General features: G+C 31.6%; 21 protein-coding genes and 1 tRNA gene. 17 read left to right on the top strand and 5 right to left on the bottom strand.

Annotated features, from left to right (window positions below; translation table 11 throughout):
• The first annotated feature begins 110 nt into the window (after positions 1-110).
• The 15 genes from FM121_RS04455 (at position 111) to FM121_RS04385 (ending at position 15,224) form a co-directional block, all read left to right on the top strand.
• Positions 111-800, top strand: a complete 690-nt coding sequence (locus FM121_RS04455; RefSeq protein ID WP_086950955.1) for a hydrolase — start codon at positions 111-113, stop codon at positions 798-800.
• Positions 801-823: 23 nt separating this feature from the next.
• Positions 824-1,633 (top strand): signal peptidase I, encoded by an 810-nt coding sequence (lepB, locus tag FM121_RS04450; RefSeq protein ID WP_086950954.1) that lies wholly within the window; start codon positions 824-826, stop codon positions 1,631-1,633.
• Positions 1,634-2,070: 437 nt separating this feature from the next.
• Positions 2,071-2,454, top strand: coding sequence for a DUF1149 family protein (locus tag FM121_RS04445; protein WP_086950953.1), 384 nt, complete (start codon positions 2,071-2,073; stop codon positions 2,452-2,454).
• Positions 2,455-2,578: 124 nt separating this feature from the next.
• On the top strand, positions 2,579-3,310 hold the full coding sequence (locus tag FM121_RS04440) for a metallophosphoesterase (protein ID WP_086950952.1): 732 nt from the start codon (positions 2,579-2,581) through the stop codon (positions 3,308-3,310).
• Between the two features lie 30 nt (positions 3,311-3,340).
• Positions 3,341-5,539, top strand: a complete 2,199-nt coding sequence (locus tag FM121_RS04435) for a hypothetical protein (RefSeq protein WP_086950951.1) — start codon at positions 3,341-3,343, stop codon at positions 5,537-5,539.
• A 3-nt stretch (positions 5,540-5,542) separates the two neighbouring features.
• Entirely contained in the window at positions 5,543-7,729 is a 2,187-nt protein-coding gene (locus FM121_RS04430; protein ID WP_086950950.1) for a Tex family protein, read from the top strand.
• Between the two features lie 2 nt (positions 7,730-7,731).
• Entirely contained in the window at positions 7,732-8,181 is a 450-nt protein-coding gene (locus FM121_RS04425; RefSeq protein WP_086950949.1) for a SprT family protein, read from the top strand.
• 48 nt (positions 8,182-8,229) lie between these two features.
• Positions 8,230-8,315, top strand: a tRNA-Leu gene (locus FM121_RS04420).
• Positions 8,316-8,673: 358 nt separating this feature from the next.
• On the top strand, positions 8,674-9,240 hold the full coding sequence (gene ahpC / locus FM121_RS04415) for an alkyl hydroperoxide reductase subunit C (RefSeq protein WP_086950948.1): 567 nt from the start codon (positions 8,674-8,676) through the stop codon (positions 9,238-9,240).
• Positions 9,241-9,415: 175 nt separating this feature from the next.
• Complete coding sequence (locus FM121_RS04410) at positions 9,416-11,089, top strand: FAD-dependent oxidoreductase (protein ID WP_086950947.1); 1,674 nt, start codon at positions 9,416-9,418, stop codon at positions 11,087-11,089.
• A gap of 133 nt (positions 11,090-11,222) precedes the next feature.
• Positions 11,223-11,411 (top strand): hypothetical protein, encoded by a 189-nt coding sequence (locus tag FM121_RS04405; RefSeq protein WP_086950946.1) that lies wholly within the window; start codon positions 11,223-11,225, stop codon positions 11,409-11,411.
• Between the two features lie 73 nt (positions 11,412-11,484).
• The gene (gene thrC / locus FM121_RS04400; RefSeq protein WP_086950945.1) at positions 11,485-12,945 is read left to right on the top strand and encodes a threonine synthase; all 1,461 of its coding nucleotides are present in this window, start codon (positions 11,485-11,487) and stop codon (positions 12,943-12,945) included.
• 77 nt (positions 12,946-13,022) lie between these two features.
• Positions 13,023-13,850: a DUF72 domain-containing protein gene (locus FM121_RS04395; protein WP_086950944.1), complete on the top strand. Its 828-nt coding sequence runs from the start codon at positions 13,023-13,025 to the stop codon at positions 13,848-13,850.
• A gap of 12 nt (positions 13,851-13,862) precedes the next feature.
• A complete protein-coding gene (locus tag FM121_RS04390) occupies positions 13,863-14,705 on the top strand; it encodes a Cof-type HAD-IIB family hydrolase (RefSeq protein WP_086950943.1) in 843 nt (280 codons plus the stop codon).
• Between the two features lie 15 nt (positions 14,706-14,720).
• On the top strand, positions 14,721-15,224 hold the full coding sequence (locus FM121_RS04385; RefSeq protein ID WP_306298132.1) for an HAD family hydrolase: 504 nt from the start codon (positions 14,721-14,723) through the stop codon (positions 15,222-15,224).
• A 118-nt stretch (positions 15,225-15,342) separates the two neighbouring features.
• Here FM121_RS04385 and FM121_RS04380 read toward each other — a convergent pair whose 3' ends face one another.
• The 4 genes from FM121_RS04380 to FM121_RS04365 are packed head-to-tail and all read right to left on the bottom strand — an operon-like array spanning position 15,343 to position 18,341.
• On the bottom strand, positions 15,343-16,131 hold the full coding sequence (locus FM121_RS04380; protein WP_086950941.1) for an energy-coupling factor ABC transporter ATP-binding protein: 789 nt from the start codon (positions 16,129-16,131) through the stop codon (positions 15,343-15,345).
• A gap of 8 nt (positions 16,132-16,139) precedes the next feature.
• Positions 16,140-16,991 carry an energy-coupling factor ABC transporter ATP-binding protein gene (locus tag FM121_RS04375; protein WP_086950940.1) on the bottom strand — a complete coding sequence of 284 codons (852 nt, stop codon included), beginning with the start codon at positions 16,989-16,991 and terminating at the stop codon, positions 16,140-16,142.
• Complete coding sequence (locus FM121_RS04370; RefSeq protein WP_086950939.1) at positions 16,979-17,737, bottom strand: energy-coupling factor transporter transmembrane component T; 759 nt, start codon at positions 17,735-17,737, stop codon at positions 16,979-16,981. Before FM121_RS04370 ends, FM121_RS04375 begins: the two co-directional genes overlap by 13 nt.
• 4 nt (positions 17,738-17,741) lie before the next feature.
• Complete coding sequence (locus FM121_RS04365; RefSeq protein WP_086950938.1) at positions 17,742-18,341, bottom strand: hypothetical protein; 600 nt, start codon at positions 18,339-18,341, stop codon at positions 17,742-17,744.
• Positions 18,342-18,516: 175 nt separating this feature from the next.
• Here FM121_RS04365 and FM121_RS04360 point away from each other — a divergent pair, with 175 nt between their 5' ends.
• A complete protein-coding gene (locus FM121_RS04360; protein WP_086950937.1) occupies positions 18,517-19,071 on the top strand; it encodes a CD3072 family TudS-related putative desulfidase in 555 nt (184 codons plus the stop codon).
• Between the two features lie 91 nt (positions 19,072-19,162).
• On the opposite strand, the gene FM121_RS04355 is transcribed toward FM121_RS04360, so the two are convergent.
• Positions 19,163-20,506 (bottom strand): aspartate kinase, encoded by a 1,344-nt coding sequence (locus tag FM121_RS04355; RefSeq protein ID WP_086950936.1) that lies wholly within the window; start codon positions 20,504-20,506, stop codon positions 19,163-19,165.
• 328 nt (positions 20,507-20,834) lie between these two features.
• Here FM121_RS04355 and FM121_RS04350 point away from each other — a divergent pair, with 328 nt between their 5' ends.
• Positions 20,835-22,559: a septation ring formation regulator EzrA gene (locus tag FM121_RS04350; RefSeq protein ID WP_086950935.1), complete on the top strand. Its 1,725-nt coding sequence runs from the start codon at positions 20,835-20,837 to the stop codon at positions 22,557-22,559.
• Positions 22,560-22,633: the final 74 nt, after the last annotated feature.

Genomic DNA, 22,633 nt, shown 5'->3' with positions numbered 1-22,633 from the left:
AGATAATAGGCTAGAAAAGTTATTTTTTTATTTTGTATCTTTGAGAGATGTTAAAAAATTTAAAGAGGTTGGCATTCGAGTCAGCCTCTTTTTTTATAGGAGAGCGCCTTATGAAAAATGAAAAACGGTTAATTCCAGAAATAGTAACACCATTAAGAAAAGATATTATAAATGTCCCTAATATTATTAGAAATTGTACAGGAATCAAAATATTTGGCAAACGAATTAAATCAATTTGTTATTCAACCGATATTGCTATTGTAAGAAATATTGACGCTGACGCGGTTATCGCAGTCTATCCTTTTACACCACATCCTACTATCACTAAATGTATCATTGAAGCAGCAGATGTTCCCGTATTTTCTGGTGTAGGTGGAGGACTAACACAAGGAAATCGATCAGTTAATATGAGTATGTTCGCAGAAGCAAATGGTTCGATAGGTGTCGTAGTTAATGCACCTACCTCTAAAGAAACTATTTATGATATATCACAGATGATTGATATCCCGATTATCGGTACCATTACTTCTGAATTTACTGATGTTAAAGAAAAAATTGAAGCGGGTGTAAAAATTTTAAATGTTAGTGGAGGAAAAGATACAGCACATATCGTGAGACTGATTAGAAAAGATTTCCCGGATTTCCCAATAATGGCAACTGGTGGACCAACGGATGAATCAATCATAGAAACGATAGAAGCAGGTGCTAACGCTATTACCTACACTCCTCCAACCAATGGCACCTTGTTTAGTAAAAAAATGAATGTTTACAGAGAAAAAGAACGACTAGATAATGAATAAGTTCTAAAGAAAGGAGTTTAATTTTGACAAAAAAAGGAAAAAAAGAAAATTATTTACCAGAAATGGATATGAATACTAATCCAGTTTGGGATGTTTTATCTAACCGAAATTTTCCTAAAAAGAAAAATGATGGCAAAAAAAAGAAAAAGAAAAAACAACAACATGTTACTTCAATAGATAGTGATCTACAAAGAATGTTTAATGAAATTGAAGAAAAGCAAGCTTTAAAGAAGGCGTTAGGAAATAAGCAAAAAGCCAAAAAAAAATGGAGTATTAAGTATTCTACTTTTAATTTAGTTGTGGGACTGTTATTAGTTATTATTTTAAGTGTATCAGGAATTATTATATTTAAGTATGACCGCTATACTACTTCGAGCAAAAGCATGACAGAGCAAGTAGCCTCTGGAGAAACATTGCTGTATCAAAAAAGTTCTTCCTTCAGTCGTTTTGATGTTGTGATAATTAATAGAGATGGAAAAAAAGATGTCCTTCGCGTAATCGGTATGCCAGGTGATACTATTCAAATGAAAGATGATGTTTTATCAGTTAATCATTCTACGTATGAAGAAGATTACTTGAAAGCTAATTTTATTAATTTTAAATACGAAAAGAAAAATTCAAAAAAAGTTTACACATCTAATTTTGATACAGAGCACATTGTTGGTCTAAAAAAAGGAACCAAAAATATCCCAGAGAGAAAGTACTTTCTTCTAGGCGATAATCGACAAAATGTAACAGATAGTAGGCAAAATGGCTTGTATAATGAGGATGAAATTAAGGGAATTGTCAAAATGAGTATTTTTCCAATAAAAAATGCTAGACCCATTCACTAAGAAATAGTAATGATAGATGGCTTAAATAGATATATTTTTTGGATGCTATTAAGGAATTTTTTTCTTTGATAGTATCTTTTTTTTGTAAAAATAGTTAATAAAAGAGATAAAAGTATGTTTAAATAACAAAAATAATTTTAAAAAACTAATAATAGACAAAACACATAGCTTATTATATATATAATAAATGTTTAGTATGTAAATATTCACTAGATGAAACGGGTTAAAGTTGTTATATATCAAGGCATGTATTCAAAACAAAGCATAATTAATAATAAAGGTACTTATTTTAATAATGAATATAAAATATAACATAATGATCATACTAAAAGGAGTTTGTAATTTTAGATTTCTTTTAAGACGGTTTTATTGTAAAATAGAAGTGGAGAAACAAAAACTATAAAATATAAAAGAAGAAGTTGAAAGAGGTAACTTTTATGGAATTAATTAGACAGCAAGAATTTGTTCAAGGATTTCACTATGATGCTTTACCAGAAGATCATACAGAAGAAACAGCTATTAATGTCAGCTTGAATCCTTTTGAAATTAAAGAAGAAATGAATATTGATGCACAAAAAAATTCGGTTTTAGGCTTACGAATTGAGTTTAAAATTGTTTTAGATAAAGTTATTTTATCTGGCGATGTTGCCCAATTTGTACAAGTAGTAGATCAAAAGATAGAAAAAATTGAGGATCTATCATCAGAAGAAGTTAATGAGCTTGTGAGACCTTTGTTTGTCTTGATTGAACGTATGGCATTTGAGTTAACTGAAATAGCATTAGATGCGCCTGGTGTTCAATTAAACTTCTCACAAGAGTAATTTTCTGAACGATCTACTTAAAAAAATAGTTGATTTTTTCTGACTCGAACTCAGAAGTAAGTTTATATGACATGAAGAGGTTGATGCTTTTAAGTCAGCCTTTTTTTATTTAGGAGGGATATAAATGAGAAAATATTTATTTGTTATAAGTGATATACACGGAGAATATGAATTGTTTAAATCACTACTAAATCATGTGGACGAAAATTTACATCAATTAGTTTTAATAGGTGATTTATTAGATCGTGGGAAAAAATCTAAAGAATGTTTGTTTTTAGGTAGTGAATTAGTGAAAAATAAAAGGGCTGTTTACTTAAGGGGTAATCACGAACAACTGTTTTTGGATTTTTTAAAAGATCCTGAAAAAAGATATCCAAACTATCTTTTAAATGGCGGCGGGGAAACTATTGAAAGCTTATTACACGAAGGAGCACTTGAAGAATACTCACCTACAGAGATCTCAATGATGATTCAAACGAGATATAAAAAACTGCTTATCTTTTTAGAATCACTTCCTTATTATTTTGAATGGAGAGATTATGTGTGTGTTCATGCGGGAGTTAACTTGTTATTAAAGGATTGGCAAGACACATCTGAAAGAGACTGTTTATGGATTAGAGAACCATTTCACCGTTTACCAAATAAAACAAATAAGAAGATTGTTTTTGGACATACACCAACGAGTTATTTGTATAAAGATAATAGTCAAACAAGTCTATGGTTATTTGATGATAAAATTGGCATAGATGGCGGTGGTGTATACGGAGGTTCTATCCATGGTGTGATTTTTAGTGATAAAAAAATAATTCAAGACATTGAATATTTTAATAGTCAAAAATGGGAACCCAAATTTTAGAAGAACTGTTATAAAAGAGAGGGATATAAAATGGAAATGAATCAGTTTAATATAAATTATCGTATCTTTAAAAAAGAGAGAGTAAAAAATAATGATCGAAGCCTGTTAATAATACCTAAAAATCAAGAAAAAGGAACATTTAATCAATTAGAGCTTAGTTGGAAAAATGAATTTTTAGAAGAAACATATGTGTCAATTGTTGGGCGTGTCACTGTAAAAGAGTGGGAGAGAGTCTTAGAGGCTTATCCTATTAATCGAGCTTTTATTCAAATTAAAGAAGACAATACAACGAAATTTTTTATAACGTTTAAAGTAATCGAGGACTTATCTAGCACTGAAATTAGAAATCTTATTTTTACAGCAATCAATATTTTAAATGAATGTTTGGAAAAGGTAACAAAAAAGATAGTTGGTGAACAAGTCTTAGGATCGTATTTAAATGAAATTGAAGAAACAGAAACGTTACCGTCGTTATCTACGAATTATGAGGAGCGACTAAAAGAACAAGATGATCTTATCAAACAAATGACTCTAGAGGTTGAACAACAAGAGAACTTTTTACAAAGTCTTGATAATATGGAAAAAAGTATCGATGCTAAAATGCTTTCCACTGAAAAAACACTTTTAACGGATATTAATAACCTCCAAAAAAAAATATCAGCTTATGAGCAACAAGTTGAAGCGTTTAGAGTGAAAGAACAAAGATTAATGGAAGAGAATAATCAGTTAAGAGAAGTTAGTAGTCACCATACATTGACATACGAGATGAAGCTAAAAGAAGTAACCACTTTGATAAACCAAAAAGAAGGTCAAATTGATAAGTTAAACAATGAAATTAAAGACTATGCCAGAAAAATTCAAGCACTAACCACTAAAGACAATATCAATGCTGAAATGAATGTGCAATTAGATAAAGCGAATCTAAAACTTAATGAGATGTTAAAACAAAATAAGTTAGATACAAATCGTTTGGCTCAAATGTCTCAGGTGGAAACAAAGCTAAAAGAAATATTTAAAGAAAAAATGGCATTGAAAACAGAACTTTCGGACACACAAAGAGTGGTTCAGCAATATGAAAATACTAATAAACGATTGAATGAATCACTAGAAAAGTTACAAGCAAATCAAGAAAATTTAATTGGTAAAGCAAGAGAAGACCATGGCTATTTAGAAGATAATCTAAAAGAATCTGAAAAACAGATAAAACTGGAAAAAAATGAACATCAAAAAGTTATGATTGAACTAAAAGAAGTGAATCAAAAATTAGCTCAAGAAAGATTAAACCGTGAAGAAAAAGATAAAAAAATCATTCAGTATGATAAAAAAATCAAAAATTATGAACTGACTAAACAGGAAAATCAAGAGAAATATAAAGAATTAGAAGAAGAGCTTCTTCAAAAAAATATCCAAGTCAAAAATATTCAAGTCACTAACGATTTACTAAAAGAAAAAATAGAAAATCTTGAAATAAAACAAGCAAAATTTGCCAATATCGAAGACTGGGAAGATAAATATGAAACGCTAGAAATGAAATTTACAGAACTTAATAATGAAGCATACTCTTACCGTCAAGAAATTCACTTACTAAACACACAAATTACTAAGCTAGAAGAACGAGTGGTAACTGACATAGGAAAAACTGGTCGAGATGATAGAACCGTGAAAGAAGCACCGAAAAAGGATACTCAAAAAGTGCAAGCAGTCATCGAAGAAGAAGACTATGATTACGAATATGACTATGATTATGATTATGAATATTTTACCTACGAAGCAGATCCATATGTGGAAGATGTAGTGACAGAAGAATTAATTAACATTAGAAAAAAAGATCAAGTAAAAGATGAAGTTAAAATTCAAGAGTATCTAAGTTCTTTTGATACAGATGATTATACAGATGTAAGGATTAAATCTTCGGAATATAAAAAATACATTATGGCATTTAAATTTTTAACATTCAGATGGGATCAAGTTTTTATAATGGATGATATTGATAAAAATACGGCCTTTTTAGAGTGGTGTGCACCTTTTATTGAAGATGTGGATGATTTCCAAGAAGATCTTGAATATGAAGTAAAAAAATCAATTTTCAATAAAAAATATGTTACCATGGATAAGTCGACGTTAAACCTTTTAAAAGGGTATAGTGAATTATCGACATATTTAGATACTTATTACTTAAGGGTATCTTATTACATTGATAAATATTTTTTTAATGAGGGGAAGCAGTAAAATATGCAAGAACAACAAGCTTTTAAATTACTAGAACAAGAATTAAATAGTTATAAAAATACACAACTTAAAACAGTTTTAAAGCTTTTAGAAGAAGGAAATACCGTTCCCTTTATTGCGAGATATCGTAAAGAAATGACAGGAAGCTTAGATGAAGTTGCTATTAGAGAAATTGAAGAGCGTTTCGCCTATATCCAAGGATTAGTAAAAAGAAAAGAAGAAGTTTTAAGAATTATTGAAGAACAAGGCAAGTTAACACCTGAATTAGAAAAGAAAATTAATGCATCTGAAAAAATGCAACAAGTAGAGGATCTATATCGTCCTTATAAACAAAAAAGAAGAACAAAAGCAACAATTGCTAAAGAAAATGGTTTAGAACCTTTTGCTGTATGGTTATTAGAATTTCCAGAAAATGAAGATGTGGAGGCTAAAGCTGCAACTTTCATTAATCCAGAAAATGAGCTATCAGAAGTAAAGGATGTTTTAGCTGGTGCACATGAAATTATTGCTGAAATGATTAGTGATGAACCAATTTATAGAGCGTGGTTACGTGATTTTGTATGGCAAAATGGTATTTTTGAAACAACAGAAAAGGATGTCTCTTTAGATGAAACGGCTGTCTACGAAATGTATTATAATTTCTCTGAGCCTGTGAAAAAAATAGCTTCACATCGCGTGCTAGCAGCTAATCGTGGTGAAAAAGAGGGTGTCATTAAGGTTAGTCTTTCTATAAAAGAAGCTCGAGTATTTAATTATTTAGATAAAAAAATTATAAAAAGTGAGACAAGTTCAGCAACAAAATATATTCGTTTAGCTTATGAAGATAGCTATAAACGATTTATAGGACCGTCGATTGAGCGTGAAATTCGTGGGGAATTAACAGAAAAAGCAGATGAGCAAGCTATCTCTATTTTTGGGGAAAATTTAAGAAATCTTCTATTGCAATCACCATTAAAAGGAAAAGTTGTTTTAGGATTTGACCCTGCTTATCGTACAGGTTGCAAGTTAGCTGTTGTAGATGCTACTGGAAAATTATTAGCAGTTAAAGTAATTTATCCTCATAAACCTGCTTCACAAGCCAAAAGAAGTGAAGCGCCTAAAGAATTAATTTCTTTTATTGAAGAATATAAAGTTGAGATGATTGCTATTGGAAATGGGACAGCTAGTCGTGAGTCTGAAGTTTTTGTTTCTGAGAATTTAAAACAACTCAAACGTGAAGTTTTCTATGTGATTGTCAATGAAGCTGGCGCCTCAGTTTATTCGGCAAGTGCGATTGCTCGTGAAGAATTTCCTGATCTACAAGTTGAAGAACGGAGTGCAGCTAGTATTGCTAGACGTTTACAAGATCCTTTGGCAGAGTTAGTCAAGATTGATCCTAAAGCAGTTGGTGTCGGTCAATATCAACATGATGTGGCTCAAAAACGCTTAACTGAACAGCTGGATTTTGTGGTTGAAACGGCAGTCAACCAAGTTGGAGTGAATGTTAATACAGCTAGTGCACAGCTATTACAACATGTTTCTGGCTTAAATAAAACAACTGCCAAAAATGTGGTTTTATTCAGAGAAGAAAATGGTATTTTTAATAGTCGCACAGAACTTAAAAAGGTTCCAAGATTAGGACCTAAAGCATATGAACAAGCCGTTGGGTTCTTAAGAATCCCAAATGGGAAAAACATTTTAGATAATACTGGTATCCACCCTGAAAGTTATAAAACTGTTAAAGAATTGCTAAAAGAAGCGGGTGTTTCTTTAGAAGCTCTAGGAACAGCTGAGTCTAAGCAAATTTTAGAAAAAATATCCATTTCAACATTAAGCCAATCACTTGAAGTTGGTAAAGAAACATTAGAAGATGTTTTAAAAGCATTACTGCAACCAGGACGGGATATGAGAGATGAGATGCCTGCACCACTTTTAAGACAAGATGTTTTAAGTATGGAAGATTTAAAAGCTGGCATGGAACTTCAAGGAACCGTTCGTAATGTAGTGGATTTTGGTGCCTTTGTTGATATTGGTGTGAAACAGGATGGTATGGTTCATATTTCTAAGTTAAGTAATAAATTTATCAAACATCCGACTGATGCTGTGGCAGTTGGTGATGTGGTGACGGTGTGGGTAGATTCTATTGATCTTAAGAAGAAAAGAATCGCACTTTCAATGATCCCAATTGCTCAAAATAAGATTGAAGGTTAAGGATGACAAATGATGAATTGCAAGAATTAGTGGAGATAATTTCGCTTCAATTTTTTAATAAACCATTCATTCATCAAGCAACATTTAATAAACGATTAAAAACAACTGGTGGCAGATATCATTTATCTAGCCACCAGTTAGATTTTAATCCTCTTGTGTTAGAAAAACATGGACAAGAAGAGTTGGTGGGTGTTATTAAGCATGAATTATGCCATTATCATTTACATCTTGAAAATAAGGGCTATCAACATAAAGACCGAGAGTTTAAAGAATTGTTGAAAAAAACAGGCGGAAGTCGATTTGTTAAAAGTGTGGTTGAGAATAAAGAGATTAGCTATCAATATTATGAGTGTCAAAAATGCCGAGGATTGATAAAACGCAGACGCAGAATAGATATTAAAAAATATAGTTGTCAATGTGGTGGTTCTTTAAAGCATTTGACAAATGAGTGATAAATCGTTATAGTTTGTCTAGATTTGTTTTTATAAAAGAACGAATGAGCGAGAATGGCGGAATTGGCAGACGCGCAAGACTAAGGATCTTGTAGAGAATATTCTCTGTGAGGGTTCGAGTCCCTTTTCTCGCATAAAATGAATAAAAGAAGACCATCTTTTTCTGATTATTAGAAAGGACGGTCTTTTTTTATAATTGATAATAAAGAAAGAAATATGTATACGATATATTGTGAGAACGAAATAAGAACAACCACTATATGTTGTGGATAAACCTGTTAATATGTGTATAACTTTATTCTTAAAGTAGTTTTTAAAAAAAATATTCTCATTTAAAATATCTAGTGATATTTAGTTATAAGTACTATTAAATAAAAGGTTTATACGATAATTGATAATTAATCTTATTTATAATTATTCTTTTGACAAACTTATTTTAATTTGTTAGGATAACTAGTGTAGTAATTAACAAACAAATAGGAGGCTTTTTTCATGTCTAATATGATTAATAAAGAATTATTTGATTTTCAAGCAGATGCTTATCGTCAAGGTGAGTTTATTACGGTAAATAAAGAAGATGTTTTAGGTAAATGGAGTATTTTCTTCTTCTACCCAGCGGACTTTTCATTCGTCTGTCCGACAGAATTAGGTGATTTACAAGATCACTATGCAAAAATTAAAGAACTAGACTGTGAAGTTTACTCTGTATCTACAGATAGTCATTTTGTCCACAAAGCATGGGCTGATGCAACAGATACAATCGGTAAAATTGAATATACGATGTTAGCTGACTCAAATGGAAAGATTTCCCGTTTCTTTGAAGTCATGGAAGAGGAAGCAGGTCAAGCTTACCGAGGCTCATTTGTTTTAAATCCACGTGGTGAAATTAAAGCATACGAAATCCATGATATGGGAATCGGACGTAATGCTGAAGAATTAGTTCGTAAATTAGAAGCAGCTATCTTTGTTGAAGAACATGGAGATAAAGTTTGTCCAGCAAACTGGAAACCAGGCGAAGATACAATCGCTCCGAGTTTAGACTTAGTAGGTAAAATATAAAAGAGTGTATTTAAAGGCGTTTTGCTTCAAGCAACTGGAGATGAATCCAACCAATTGTGTATTTTCAATTGATTGAATTCATTGAAGTTGACGAAGGAGCAGCTTTGAAATACCAGATTAAAATATAAGAGACTGGGATAATCGTTTCCAGTCTTTTTTTAAGGACGGTAAAAAAATGACTGAAAAAATATATGATTTAGCTATTATTGGTGCCGGAGCAGCCGCTTTATCTGCTGGTATTTATGCAGGACGTTCAATGCTTAATACTGTAATTATTGAAAAAAATAAAATTGGTGGACAAACGGTGACAACATCAATGATTGCCAATTACCCAGGAGTGAAGGATGCGACCGGTCCAACACTGATCGAAGAAATGCACGAACAGGCAGAATCTTTTGGCTGCGAGTTTTTGACAGGTGAAATTGTAAAAACAACTCTTGATGGTGATGTAAAAATATTAACAGATGCAGAAGGAACTGAAATTAAAGCGTATGCGGTGATGTTAGCGACAGGCACATCACGAAATAAAATTGGTTTTCCAGGTGAAGTAGAGTTTACAGGGCGTGGAATTGCCTATTGTTCAACATGTGATGGAGAACTATTTACTGGTATGGATGTTTTTGTTTTGGGTGGTGGTTTTGCTGCGGCAGAAGAGTCAGTCTTCTTAACAAGATATGCTAAAAAAGTCCACATGATAATTCGTGAACCTGACTTTACTTGTGCCCCTGCTACTGCTAATTTAGCTAAAGAGCATCCAAATATCGAAATTACTTATAATACTGAAGTGAAAGAAATATCTGGAGATGGTGTTCTTCAAAAAGCCGTTTTTGTTAACAATGAAACGGGGGAAGAATCAATCTTTGAAGCAAGTGCTGAAGATGGTTCATTTGGGATGTTTGTTTTTGCGGGAAGTAGTCCAAATACTGCATTAATTAAAGAGCAAGTTACTTTAGATTCTCGTGGTTTTGTACCAACTAATGACAACATGGAAACTAACATTCCAGGGGTTTATGCTGCAGGTGACTTGAGAGTTAAAGAATTACGCCAAATCGTTACAGCAACATCCGATGGTGCAATTGCTGCAACAAAAGCCCAACAATATGTAGAAAAATTAAAAGAAAAATTAGGTATTGCAGTACAAGTAATTGCTAAACCTAAAGAAACTAAAAAAATAGAGACTAAACCAGTTAAGAAAGAAGCAACCCAAGCTAAACCTGGTACATGGTTTCCTGAAGCAATGAAAGAACAATTATCAGGAATTTTTGCCAAGCTAACAAAAGAAGTAACCTTAGTTCATGTTTTAGATGCCTCTAATCCAAAATCAGTGGAATTAGCAAGTTTTACCAAAGAATTTTCTGATTTGAGTGACAAATTAATTTATCACTCAGTGGATAAAGGTGTGGATAAAGCTCTAGAAGAAAAAATTAATTTAACTCGTATGCCTTCTTTAGCCATTTTAAATAATGCTAATGAATTTACAGGCATTAAATTTAGTGGTGTACCAAGTGGTCATGAATTAAATTCACTTGTACTTGCTGTTTATAACGTAGGTAGTTCTGGTCAAGAAATGAAAGCAGAAACGAAAACTCGAATTGAAAATTTAAAAAAAGCTAAGATTGAGATTTGTGTTTCGTTAAGTTGTCATTTATGTCCAGATGTTGTCGCAGCTTGTCAAAGAATTGCTTCAGTTAACCATAATGTAACGGCTGAGATGATTGATACAAGTCTGTTTCCAGAACTAAAAAAAGAAAAGAAAATCATGAGTGTTCCGGCTGTAATAATTAATGGAGAGCAAGTTATTTTTGGCTCAAAAACATTAGAGGAAATTTTAACAGAATTAGAAAAATAGGTTAAAAACTGAGTTGGAAAGAAAATCTTTCTGACTCAGTTTTTTGTCCTATTGTGCGACAAAAATAATAAACGTATCTCTCCTATTTCAACGTATACTTATTATAAGTTAAACGAGAAAAGGAGATCCTATGATGAGAAGAAAAGTAAGTGTTGTTATGGTAAGTTTATTGATATTTGTAGCTATTTTTTATCCAAGAACGGCTATCTCAGAATCACAGAGAAATTTGAGTTTTGAATTAAGTAAAGAAGTAACAGAAGTTCAAGTAATCAATGATGAAAATATAAATAGTTCTATTATAAAAGAGTCAAACGACTTTTAACCTTCCATATGTTAAAATATAATGAGAGAAGTATACTTTACTTTTACAAAATATTTTAATTGGAGGCAAAGAGATGAAATATATAAGTACAAGAGGATTAAAAGAAGAAGTACCAGCATCTGAAGCAATCCTGAATGGTCTAGCACCTGATGGAGGATTATATATTCCAACCCAAATACCTTATTATGATATTAAAAATAAACGTTTTTTAAATAATACCTATCAAGAATTGGCGTTTGATATTATGGCGCCATTTTTAGCTGATTTTACGGAAATAGAATTAAAAAGTTGCATTGCTCAAGCATACGATGAAAAATTTACGAATGAATTGATTGCACCTGTAAAAAAAGTAGGTAACGACTATTATTTGGAATTATTTCATGGTCCAACTTTGGCTTTTAAAGATATGGCATTATCAATTTTACCTTATCTAATGACTACCTCACTTAAGAAGCAAAAAGTAAAAGAAGATATTGTTATTTTAACTGCTACATCTGGAGATACTGGTAAGGCAGCTATGGCAGGTTTTGCTAATGTGCCTAGAACTAAAATCATTGTTTTTTATCCTAAAGAGGGTGTTAGCAAAATTCAAGAACGTCAAATGTTAACTCAAGAAGGAGCTAATACGTTTGTTGTTGGCATTAATGGCAACTTTGACCAAGCCCAAACTACTGTGAAACAAATGTTTAATGATAGCGAATTAAAAGACCAACTTAAAAAAAATAAACAACAATTTTCTTCGGCTAACTCAATTAATATTGGTCGTTTGATCCCACAAATTGTTTATTATTTTTATGCGTATCAACAATTAGTTCTATCCAAAGAAATAGAGTTGGGAGAAGTAATTAATGTCTCCGTTCCAACAGGTAATTTCGGTAATATTCTAGCAGGATATTATGCTAAAGAAATGGGACTACCTATTAGTCAATTAATTTGTGCATCAAATAAAAATAATGTTTTAACAGAATTTTTTAAGACAGGTCATTATGATAAAAATAGAGAATTTTATGTGACTAACTCTCCTTCGATGGATATCTTAATTTCAAGTAATCTAGAACGGTTACTATCATTGATTACTGAAAGAGATCCGAGTCGCTTAAATGAAATGATGCTCGACTTAGCTCATAAAGGTGAGTATTCACTAGCAGCAGAAGAAAAACAACAACTAAAAGATTTTTATTCGGGATTTGCAACAGAAGAAGAAATTGCTCTAATTGTAAAGCAAGTTTTTGATAAAGAAAATTATGTGATTGATCCACATACAGCTGTCGCAAAAAAGGTGGCGGATGATTATTTAAAGACCAACGTTTCAGATTTAAAGACAATCATCGTCTCAACAGCGAGTCCCTATAAATTTCCAGCTGTTTTTCTTGGAGAAGCAGGTCTAGCTAACGAAGTTGAAAAATTATCTGAATTAACAGGATTAGCAATCCCAAATTCTGTAATGGAGTTAGCGACATTGCCACTTCGTCATGACCGTGTTGTGGATGTTTCTGTAATGAAGAATACAGTACTGTCATTACTTAACTCATAAAGTAGCTCGCTAGATTAGAACCAATCTAGCGGTCTTTTTTATTTAAGTTTGTTATAATAAAAGAGTGAGGTGATGAGATGATAAAAATAGGTATGACAACTTTTCATGAACATGGAAGTTTACTAAATAAAACTAAACTTACTTTGGAAGAGTACGCTTCTTATTTTCCTATAGTAGAATTGGATACGTGTTTTTATGGTATTAAGTCACCGGAAACGAGTCAAAGTTGGGTAGATAGAACGCCTAGTGAGTTTAAATTCATTTTAAAAGTCTATAAAGGAATGACGAAGCATGGTTCTTGGGATGAATACTATGAGAGTGAAGAACAGATGTTTCTAGCTTATCAAGCATTCATAGAACCACTTAAAAAAGCAAACAAATTAGCTTTTATTTTATTTCAATTTCCAGCCAGCTTTAATTGTACGAAAGAAAATGTTGCTTATTTAAGAAAAATTAGGAATTATTATAAAGAAGAAAATATCGCCGTTGAATTTAGAAATAGTAGTTGGTACGATGAAAAGATGAAAGAATCGATGATTTCATTTATGAAGAAGATGAGCTTTTCATTAGTTATCGTTGATCAACCACAAGTAGCGCTCCATTCAGTTCCTTTTGACGTCACGTTAACAAATTTAGAATTTGTATTTGTTAGACTTCATGGTAGAAATAAAGGGAATTGGTTGGATAATAGTGATGATTGGCGAAAAAAAAGAAACTTATATTGTTATTCAAGAGAAGAATTAACAGCGTTAGCGAATTCTTTAAAGCAGTTATCAGCTAAAGATATCTATGTGATTTTTAATAACAATTCAGCTCAAGATGCCGCACCCAATGGTACATTATTAAAAAATATATTAGGCGTTGAGTACCAGGGATTAAACCCCAAACAAACGTCTTTATTTTAAAGGAGAAGACCAATGATAAAAGCCGCTTTTTTTGATATAGATGGAACGCTTTTAAGTAGTAATGCAGAGTGTTTACCTTCAACTATTTCAAGTATTGAAAAACTTCATCAGCAAGGTATTATTTGTTGTATTGCATCAGGCCGAGGTCCTAATCGAATAAAAAGTTTAATCGGAAATCTTCCCATGGATGCTTATGTTTTATATAATGGGCAATTAGTATTTTCACATACAAAAGGAATCTATGAACATGTTTTTACTAATGACACCTTAGAAAAATTAGCTGAATTTGCAGATGCAGAAAAACGTCAAATGATTTTTGGTACTAGAAAAGAATTTTACGGTAGCCAGTCGATGAAAATGGGACAAAGACGTTGGCTGAAACAACTCTATCATTTGCTTCCAGATAAAATTTCATTTAAAGAATTAGAAAATGTTATAAAAAAATATAATATTTTACCTCAGAGTGAAACAAAATTTATGACACTGCCCATTTTTTCTCAACCAGTCTATCAATGTGTGCTGTTAAGTCCAGAAAGTGAGCAAAAGAGATTGGAAGAGTTATTCCCAGATTGTCACTTTACACGTTCAAATCCATATTCAGTCGATGTGATACCTAAAGGTGGGTCAAAAATTGTTGGGATTAACCAAGTTTTAGCTCATTATGGTATTGATAAAAGCGAAGCAATTGCTTTTGGTGATAGCTGGAATGACACAGAGATGTTACGTGAAATAGGTACAGGTGTTGCGATGGGAAATGCTGCAGAGGATATTAAAGAACTAGCAGATTATGTGACAGACACTAATGACCAAGATGGGATTATGAAAGCATTAAAAACGTTAAAAATTATTAGATAAGAAAGAGGTATATTTGTGGAGACACCATTCAACCAAGTAAAGGAATTTCATCAACATTTTGATCCCGTTAACCATAAAGGAGCAAAAGCTTTAAGTAAGGAAGTTGCTGAATTTCGTAGTGGGTTTAAATTAGAAGAAATCATCGAATTTTTATATGCAGCTAATGATGGAGATCAAGTAAAATTTTTAGAGAGCATGAACTATCTGAAAGAAACAATAGACGTAGAAGCAAAAAAAGTTTTAGAAAAAAAGAAAGAAATAGAACCACTTGTAGATGAAGTGGACGCTTTGATTGACCTGTTATATTTTACTTATGGTTCGTTTGTTATGATGGATATTGATCCGACACCGATTTTTAATATTGTTCACCAAGCAAATATGGGTAAATTATTTTCAGATGGTAAACCGCGGTACCACGAAGTAACAGGAAAAGTGTTAAAACCTGATAATTGGGAAGCTAATTTTGCACCTGAATCAAAGATTAAAGAAGAGATAAAAAGACAAGTAAACGAAAATTAATAAAAAGCCACTGGTAAAAGTTTCTCTAAGGAATAACTTTTAGGTGGCTTTTTTTACGTAATTTTAAAACTAAAATTTTTAAAATATTTCTTCAATAGAAGTATTTTTTATTTTTTTGTCACAATATTTTATTTAAATCTTTCATTGTTACAATGTTGTTATCCGGTAAATCCAAATAAGTAAAGATTTTTGGAACAAAAGGTTGCTCAAGTCCAGCTTCTTTAAGTAATGGCTTGTCATAGAAAATAGAGTGAACCTGACTATCTTTAATTATATTGGCTCCTTTTAAGACAATGGCTCTTGTAAAATTTTCTGAGATAAAATTCATATCATGAGAAATCATTAAAACAGTTATTTTTTTATTTTTCAGATAATTTAAAATATTTTTCAAAATGTCTTTTCCTTTCTTTTCTTGACCGGCAGTTGGTTCATCAAAAATAATGTACTGAGGTTTTTGAAGAATAATACTGGCAATACTTACAAATTTACGTGTTGACCAAGGTAAATTATAGGGATGCGTATCTAAATCTTCTTCCAGTTGGCAAAGAGTTATAACCTCTTTAAAAAAGAGAGTATCTTCATAATTTTTATGTGGGTAAATAATTTCTTTTCTGACAGTTGATAAAAATATTTGGTCATCTGGATTTTGAAAGATATAGCCAATCATGTTTGCTTTATTTGTGTTTTTCATCTCATGAATATTATTGCCATTTATAGAAACATTTCCATGTTCAGGTTTGAGCAAACCACAACACAACTTTGCAAAGGTACTTTTACCTGCTCCATTTTCACCAATAATAGCAACTTGTTCACCTGATTCAATAAGAATATTGATATCCTTTAAGGCCCAATCATTATCTGTATTATATCGATAAGATACTTGTTTGAAACAAATGTAATCTCTCATTTTGGAACCTACTTTCTATCCTTATAAAATAAAACAACTTCTTTGATTTCTTCTTTATTAATAGGGCATGCCGCTAAATTATATCGTTTCTGCAATAACTTACCAAGCTCTAATATTTTTGGCAGTTCAACGCCAAGATCTTCCAGCCTATTATCTAAAAAAGCAGTCTCAGGTTTATCATCAATAATAATTTTCCCATCGTGCATAACTAGAATGCGGGAAGCATACTCATAAATAAGATCTATTTTATGTTCAACTAAAAAAATAGTTTTTCCATTGTTATTAATTTTTTTTAAAAGAGAAAAAATATCATTAGTTGATACAGGATCGAGTTGAGATGTTGGTTCATCTGCAATTAGTATCTCAGGATCCATGGCTAGTATAGAACCTAAAGCTACTTTTTGCTGTTGCCCGCCAGATAAATACAAAGGGTGGCAGTCTTGAATTGATTCAAGATCTAGTTCACGTAATATTTTAGAGACGTTTTCAATGATTTTTTCTTTAGGAAGCCCTAGATTTTCTAAGCCAAAGGCAAGTTCTTGAAAAACAGTATCCTCAATGCCGCTCATCTGTGTAAAAGGATTTTGAAAAATATACCCAATTAAATCAGCAACATCAGAAAGTCGTTTTATTTGATTAATTTTTTTACCAGCAACTGTAATTTCTCCAGAAAAATCACCTTTATAAAAATGTGGAACAAAGCCTCTTAAAGCATTACATAAAGTTGTTTTGCCAGAGCTATTTTCTCCGACAATAGCAATGAATTCTCCTTTATTTGCTGAAAAAGATAGATTGCTTAAAATAGGAGATTCTGATAAAGGGTAGCTGTATGAAAAATTGTCACAGGTTATATAAGCCATTTAAGCACCACCTTGAAAATTAATAAAAATCCACTAGCGAAAAGAGATAAAAAAATGATCCAATTATCAAACGTATTTTTTTTTTTGGAATGCAAGTAAACTCTTTTATTTTCTGAGAAAAAACCTCTTGCTTCGAGAGTCAAAGCTTGTTCTTCAGTTGCCATTAAAGAACTTAGTATTAAAGGAGTAATGATCGGAATAAAAGCCTTTACTCGAGTTAAAAGATGACCATTCATTTCAATACCGCGTATTTTTTGTGCTTGCATAATAACTTTTGAACGCTGAATGATTTGAGGGACTAACATCATGGTTGCTAAAAGAATATAAGTTACTGATTTAGATAAGCCAATTTCTTCAAGAGAGATAGTGAAATCTTTCACTTTAGTAATGTGAAAAAAAAGCAGAATGAAACTTGAAATTATGCAAAGTCTAATGAAAAGACTAACTGCAAAGGCAATCGATTCAGTTGAAATTCTAATAATGAACCATGAAAAAATAATGTCCTTTCCAGGTTTGAAAAGTAACTGCATTAAGAACATTGGTAAAAATAAAAAAAGATTAGTTAATGTTATTTTTTTTATTAAGGCTATTTTATTAGATGTAAATAAAAATAAAAAAATAAAAAAAAGGGATAAGCTAATGATAGTCTCTTTTGTTGGAAATAAATTAATCAAAAACAATAAAAAAGTTAAAACAGAAGCTTTAGTTAATGGATGAATCGTTTCCAAAGTCTTTTTTGTATCCATAATATTATTTTTTTCTACTTTTAATATAGATTTGACCGCATGGATACTTAATTAAAAGTCGATCAGGCATACTTCTGATAACTAAGAGACTTAAAATGATTGAAAGAGATTTGTCTGCTAAATTAGATACAAAAACGACACCGAATATTGATTTAACCATTTCTTGACCGTTTGCTAATAGTGTCGCAATAATTAAAGAAGAACCATCTCCAGTAATACCGCCATAAAAAGTAATACGAACAAAACTGCCTATAATTGCAACAAGTAAACCAGTTATTAGCATAGCTAAAAGTGCTTTAGGAATAGATGTAAAATAACCTTTTTTTGAAAAAATACCAACTGCTGTAGCTAAGCCTAAACTAACTAAAATGAACGCAAAATATCCTGGACTAGTAATCATACTAACAAGTTTACCTGCTAAAGCTGTTGAAATACCAACCCATGGGCCAGCTAAAATACTACTTAAAATAGTACCAATTGTATCAAGATGCAGTGGTAATTTTAATGCACCATTAATTTGTCCTCCAATAAAATTAATAGCAACACCAATAGGGATTAATAAAATAGTCATTGAATTAAAATCTTGTTTAATTTTACTAAACATGATAAAACCAACCTTTCAAAATAAATTTTTTTATTTATATAAAGTTGTTCTTTAAAACATGATTCCCATATTATTTTTTTGTTTTGTTGTTAAAAAAAACCTCCTCTGATATGATTTAATAAGCAATCTAATTTTAAAGAAAACGTTACATACAATGTTAGAAAAGGAGATCATGATGAAAAAGATACTATATGTTGCCCATTGTTTATTAAATCCATCTGCAAAATTACAATCAACTGAAATATCATTAGCAGCAGAAGATACTCTTAGAAAAAAATTCCTGTTGAAAGCAATTGAGAAAGATATACACATTGCACAGTTACCATGTCCTGAGTTTACTCTTTACGGTCCAAGAAGATGGGGGCATGTAAAAGATCAATTTGATAATCCTTTTTATAGAAAACACTGCGTCTCTATATTAACACCTATCTTAGACGAAATGGAAGCGTATTATACAGAAAAAGACCTTTTTGATCTTATTGGTATTGTTGGAGTAGATGGAAGTCCTAGTTGCGGAGTAGATTGTACTTATCGCTCTCAGTGTTGGATGGGTGAGTTCTCGGACAGAGAAAATAACTTAGAAAAAGACTTAGAAACAATTCAGAAATATGATGAAAAAGGTGTTTTTATGGAAGTTTTAGAAATGGAATTAAAAAAGAGAGAGTTAAATATTCCCATAATAGGTTTATATGCTCCAGATCAAGACAAAGTGTTATCGTTACTTAGCTAAAAAATAAGCGAACTCATACAGGAAAAATATTGATTTTTCGTTTGAGTTTGCTTATTTATATAGATAATAATACCTAAAGCTTATTTAAATATTAGAAAAACTCTTCATACAATGCTTTAATAGCTGCATTTTCTTGATCATTGTTGATAGCAAAGAGGATACTAACCTCAGAAGAACCTTGGTTAATCATTTCTAAGTTGATTTTCTTTTTAGAAAGAGCCGCAGTGGCACGAGAAGCAACCCCAATATTATTTTTCATCCCTTCACCAACAAGAGCAATCATTGAGATATTGTGCATAACTTTTAGCTCATCTAAAGAAAGTTCAGTGGTTAAACGGGAAATCAATTGTTCTTCTATCTCTTGTGTTAATTGATTTTGTCTCATGATAATGGTAATATCATCAATTCCAGAAGGCATATGGTCGAATTGAAGATTAAGTTCCTTAAAAATTTTGAGAACATTATATCCAAAGCCTAGCTGTCGATTCATTAAATATTTACTCAGATAAATACTGGTAAAACCTGAGTCACCAGCAATACCGGCTACGGGCTCATGATGAGTCGTTCTTTGGGAAGAAATACGAGTGCCTGGAGCTTCTGGGTTATTTGTATTTTTAATAATAACAGGGATGTTAGCTTGACGTGCAGGCATTAAGGATTCATCGTGTAGCACTCTAAAACCCGTGTAACTTAATTCACGCATCTCTCTAAAAGTTAGTTCCTTAATAGGCTGACAATTAGCAATTAAACCAGGATTAGCAGCGTAGATAGCATCTACATCAGTAAAATTCTCATAACAATCAGCTTGAACACCAGCAGCAATGATTGAACCTGTCACATCTGACCCTCCGCGAGAAAAAGTACAAATCTCTCCCTCTTTAGTATAGCCAAAAAAACCAGGGATAACAGCGACAGTCTCAAGTTTTTTTAACTCTTTAATTTTTAAATAGGCTTCTGGTTTAATGATGGCTTCACCAGGTAAATCGTCTACTAAAATTCCCGCATCTTTTGGATTTATATAAGTTGAAGGGATACCATTATGAGTCAGAAACTCAGCAATTAACATAGCATGGCAGTTCTCACCACTAGATTTGAATAAATCCATGACTCTTTCTTTTGAACGGTGAGGAGTCTTTTTTAGAGTTTCGATATATTTCTTAATTATAGGTAATGCTTTATTTAGCTGAAGTTCTTGACTAATTAACTGGTAACGATAAATAATTGCTTCTTCAATTAAAGCTGTGTTTTGGTTATTCAAAAAATTCTCAGCGTATTGAATTAATAAATCTGTGACCTTTGTATCTGTTTCATAACGTTTTCCCGGAGCAGAAACAATAATGAACCGTCGTTCAGAATCTGCTTTTATGATATTTAATATTTTATTGATCTGAGTAGCATCTGCTAAAGAGCTACCGCCAAATTTTGCTACCTTCATTTTTTTAACCTCCTACATATTGATTAAGTAATAGAATACAGAAAATTAACATTAAAATCAATAAGTTCTATTTATCAGAAGATAAAAACCATGAAAAATTTCAGAAGGTTTTATTAAAGTTAAAAAAAATCCCTCATTTTAATAAATTATTAGTGATACGTGGAAGTGAGTATGTTATAATATATGGTAGATGTAAATTTTCTAATATAGAGATTGATTGCAATGAAAGACAAGCATTAGAACGTCCTAATAGGAAAAGTTTTGATAGCTGTTTTTTTCTGGTGAGATGAAGGGGTAGTGGTGACTAACATTATATGGAGGGAATTTCATGAATACTAAATTTTGGTTATGGCTAATATTGATTGTAATAATCTTAGCTGCAGTGACTTATTTAGCAGCATTTTTTATGAGACGAAAAAATCAAGACCGACTGGAGGAATTAGAAAAACGTAAGATTGCGTTGTTTGATCTACCAGTTTTAGAAGAGGTTGATGACGTTAAAAAAATGCACTTAGTAGGTCAAAGTCAAAACACCTTTAGAGAGTGGAACCAAAAATGGATAGACATTTCTACTATATCATTTGCTGAACTGGAAAGCCTTATTTTTGAAATTGAAAACTTGAATGAAACATTCCGTTTTATGAAAGTTAAAGATTCGATTGAAGAAGCTGAATTAACACTGAAAACTATGGAAGAAGAAGTAGAAGAAATTCGTCAAGGATTAAGTGATTTACGCGAGAGTGAAGTAAGAAACTCTGAAGCTGTACAACAAGCTTTAGATGCTTACGAAACAATCAGTGAATCTGTGACTTCTGATCCAGATAAATATGGTGTTTCTTACAAAGAATTAGAAAAACAAATTCAAAATGTAGAGCGTGACTTTACACAATTTGTAGCTTTAAATACAGCCGGGGATCCTATGGAAGCTCGTACTGTATTAGAAAAAGCTGAAATAAGAACATATGAAATTCAAGCAATAATTGATCAAGTACCACCTTTATTTGAGACTTTAGATAAAGTATTTCCAAAGCAATTAAAGGAAATTAAAGATGGTTATGCAGCATTGAATAAAGACCACTATGTTTTTGAAAATGACGTGGTTCAAGTCAATGTTGATAAGTTAGACGGAAAAGTCCGTTCAACTTTAATGAACTTAGAGAAATTAGAAGTTGAGAATGTTGGCAAACTTAATATTGAGATTGCTAAAGAGATTGATCAATTATACGATATCATGCAAAAGGAAATTGAAGCTCGTCATTATGTAAATGAAAATAAGACGACATTAGTTAATTTTTTAGAGCATGCGGATAAGAACAATCATTTGATACTAATTGAATTAGATCATGTTTCTCAAAGCTATGTATTAAATAGTAATGAGTTAGGTAAAGTTCGCGGTTTCCAAGCGCAAATGGAAGAGATGCAAAAAGAATTCGACGCAACAGAAGAAAAACTTGAAAACAAACAAGCAGTCTTTTCACAAGTCGCTGCATTTTACCGAGAGAGTCTAGATCAATTAAAAGATATCGAAGAAGGTCAAATCGAAGTTGGGCAGTCTGTTAAAGACTTTGCACCACGAGAAAGAGACGCCATCAAAAAGATCGATGACTATGAATTAGAGTTGCGAACATTGAAGAGACATATTGAAAAGCAACGTTTACCTGGCATACCAAGTAGTTACTTAGAATTTTTCTTTGTAGCTGGTGAAAGAATAGAGGAGTTAAGTCGTGAGCTTAACAAGATTAGAATAGATATGAGTCATATCGATCGTTTAGTTGTTTTGTGTGAAGAAGATATTGCAACATTGAAAGAAAAAACAAACAACTTAATTGATAGTGCTGCCTTAACTGAGCAAATGATTCAACACGCTAACCGTTTCCGTTTCTCTCATCCAGAAATTAAAAATGCGATTGATCGAAGTTTAAGTTTATTCTCAAGAGAACATCTTTATGAAGATGCTTTAGATACTATATCTGAAGCAATTGAAAGGATTGAACCTGGAGTAACTGAACGAATTAGAAAATACTATTTTGAAAATAAAGATAACATGATTTAAACAGTAGCTAGTCTACTGTTTTTTTCTTTAATTAAATAATGAAGAGGGCCTAGTTGAACCAAGTCAATTAAGGA

Origin of the sequence: Vagococcus fluvialis bH819, from assembly GCF_900163795.1 — a bacterium.
Classification (GTDB): domain Bacteria; phylum Bacillota; class Bacilli; order Lactobacillales; family Vagococcaceae; genus Vagococcus; species Vagococcus fluvialis_A.
The sequence above is the reverse complement of the archived record's forward strand: the minus strand, read 5'-3'. Positions and strand labels throughout refer to the sequence as shown.

Bases quoted from the DNA above. Each gene is read 5' to 3' on its own strand.
- FM121_RS04405 (WP_086950946.1), top strand. From the start codon at position 11,223: ATGAGAAGAAAAGTAAGTGTTGTTATGGTAAGTTTATTGATATTTGTA.
- FM121_RS04350 (WP_086950935.1), top strand. From the start codon at position 20,835: ATGAATACTAAATTTTGGTTATGGCTAATATTGATTGTAATAATCTTA.
- ahpC (WP_086950948.1), top strand. From the start codon at position 8,674: ATGTCTAATATGATTAATAAAGAATTATTTGATTTTCAAGCAGATGCT.
- FM121_RS04355 (WP_086950936.1), bottom strand. From the start codon at position 20,506: ATGAAGGTAGCAAAATTTGGCGGTAGCTCTTTAGCAGATGCTACTCAG.
- FM121_RS04370 (WP_086950939.1), bottom strand. From the start codon at position 17,737: ATGGATACAAAAAAGACTTTGGAAACGATTCATCCATTAACTAAAGCT.
- FM121_RS04435 (WP_086950951.1), top strand. From the start codon at position 3,341: ATGGAAATGAATCAGTTTAATATAAATTATCGTATCTTTAAAAAAGAG.
- FM121_RS04380 (WP_086950941.1), bottom strand. From the start codon at position 16,131: ATGAGAGATTACATTTGTTTCAAACAAGTATCTTATCGATATAATACA.
- FM121_RS04390 (WP_086950943.1), top strand. From the start codon at position 13,863: ATGATAAAAGCCGCTTTTTTTGATATAGATGGAACGCTTTTAAGTAGT.
- FM121_RS04425 (WP_086950949.1), top strand. From the start codon at position 7,732: ATGACAAATGATGAATTGCAAGAATTAGTGGAGATAATTTCGCTTCAA.
- FM121_RS04445 (WP_086950953.1), top strand. From the start codon at position 2,071: ATGGAATTAATTAGACAGCAAGAATTTGTTCAAGGATTTCACTATGAT.
- FM121_RS04410 (WP_086950947.1), top strand. From the start codon at position 9,416: ATGACTGAAAAAATATATGATTTAGCTATTATTGGTGCCGGAGCAGCC.
- FM121_RS04375 (WP_086950940.1), bottom strand. From the start codon at position 16,991: ATGGCTTATATAACCTGTGACAATTTTTCATACAGCTACCCTTTATCA.
- FM121_RS04395 (WP_086950944.1), top strand. From the start codon at position 13,023: ATGATAAAAATAGGTATGACAACTTTTCATGAACATGGAAGTTTACTA.
- FM121_RS04455 (WP_086950955.1), top strand. From the start codon at position 111: ATGAAAAATGAAAAACGGTTAATTCCAGAAATAGTAACACCATTAAGA.
- FM121_RS04430 (WP_086950950.1), top strand. From the start codon at position 5,543: ATGCAAGAACAACAAGCTTTTAAATTACTAGAACAAGAATTAAATAGT.
- FM121_RS04360 (WP_086950937.1), top strand. From the start codon at position 18,517: ATGAAAAAGATACTATATGTTGCCCATTGTTTATTAAATCCATCTGCA.
- FM121_RS04440 (WP_086950952.1), top strand. From the start codon at position 2,579: ATGAGAAAATATTTATTTGTTATAAGTGATATACACGGAGAATATGAA.
- thrC (WP_086950945.1), top strand. From the start codon at position 11,485: ATGAAATATATAAGTACAAGAGGATTAAAAGAAGAAGTACCAGCATCT.
- FM121_RS04365 (WP_086950938.1), bottom strand. From the start codon at position 18,341: ATGTTTAGTAAAATTAAACAAGATTTTAATTCAATGACTATTTTATTA.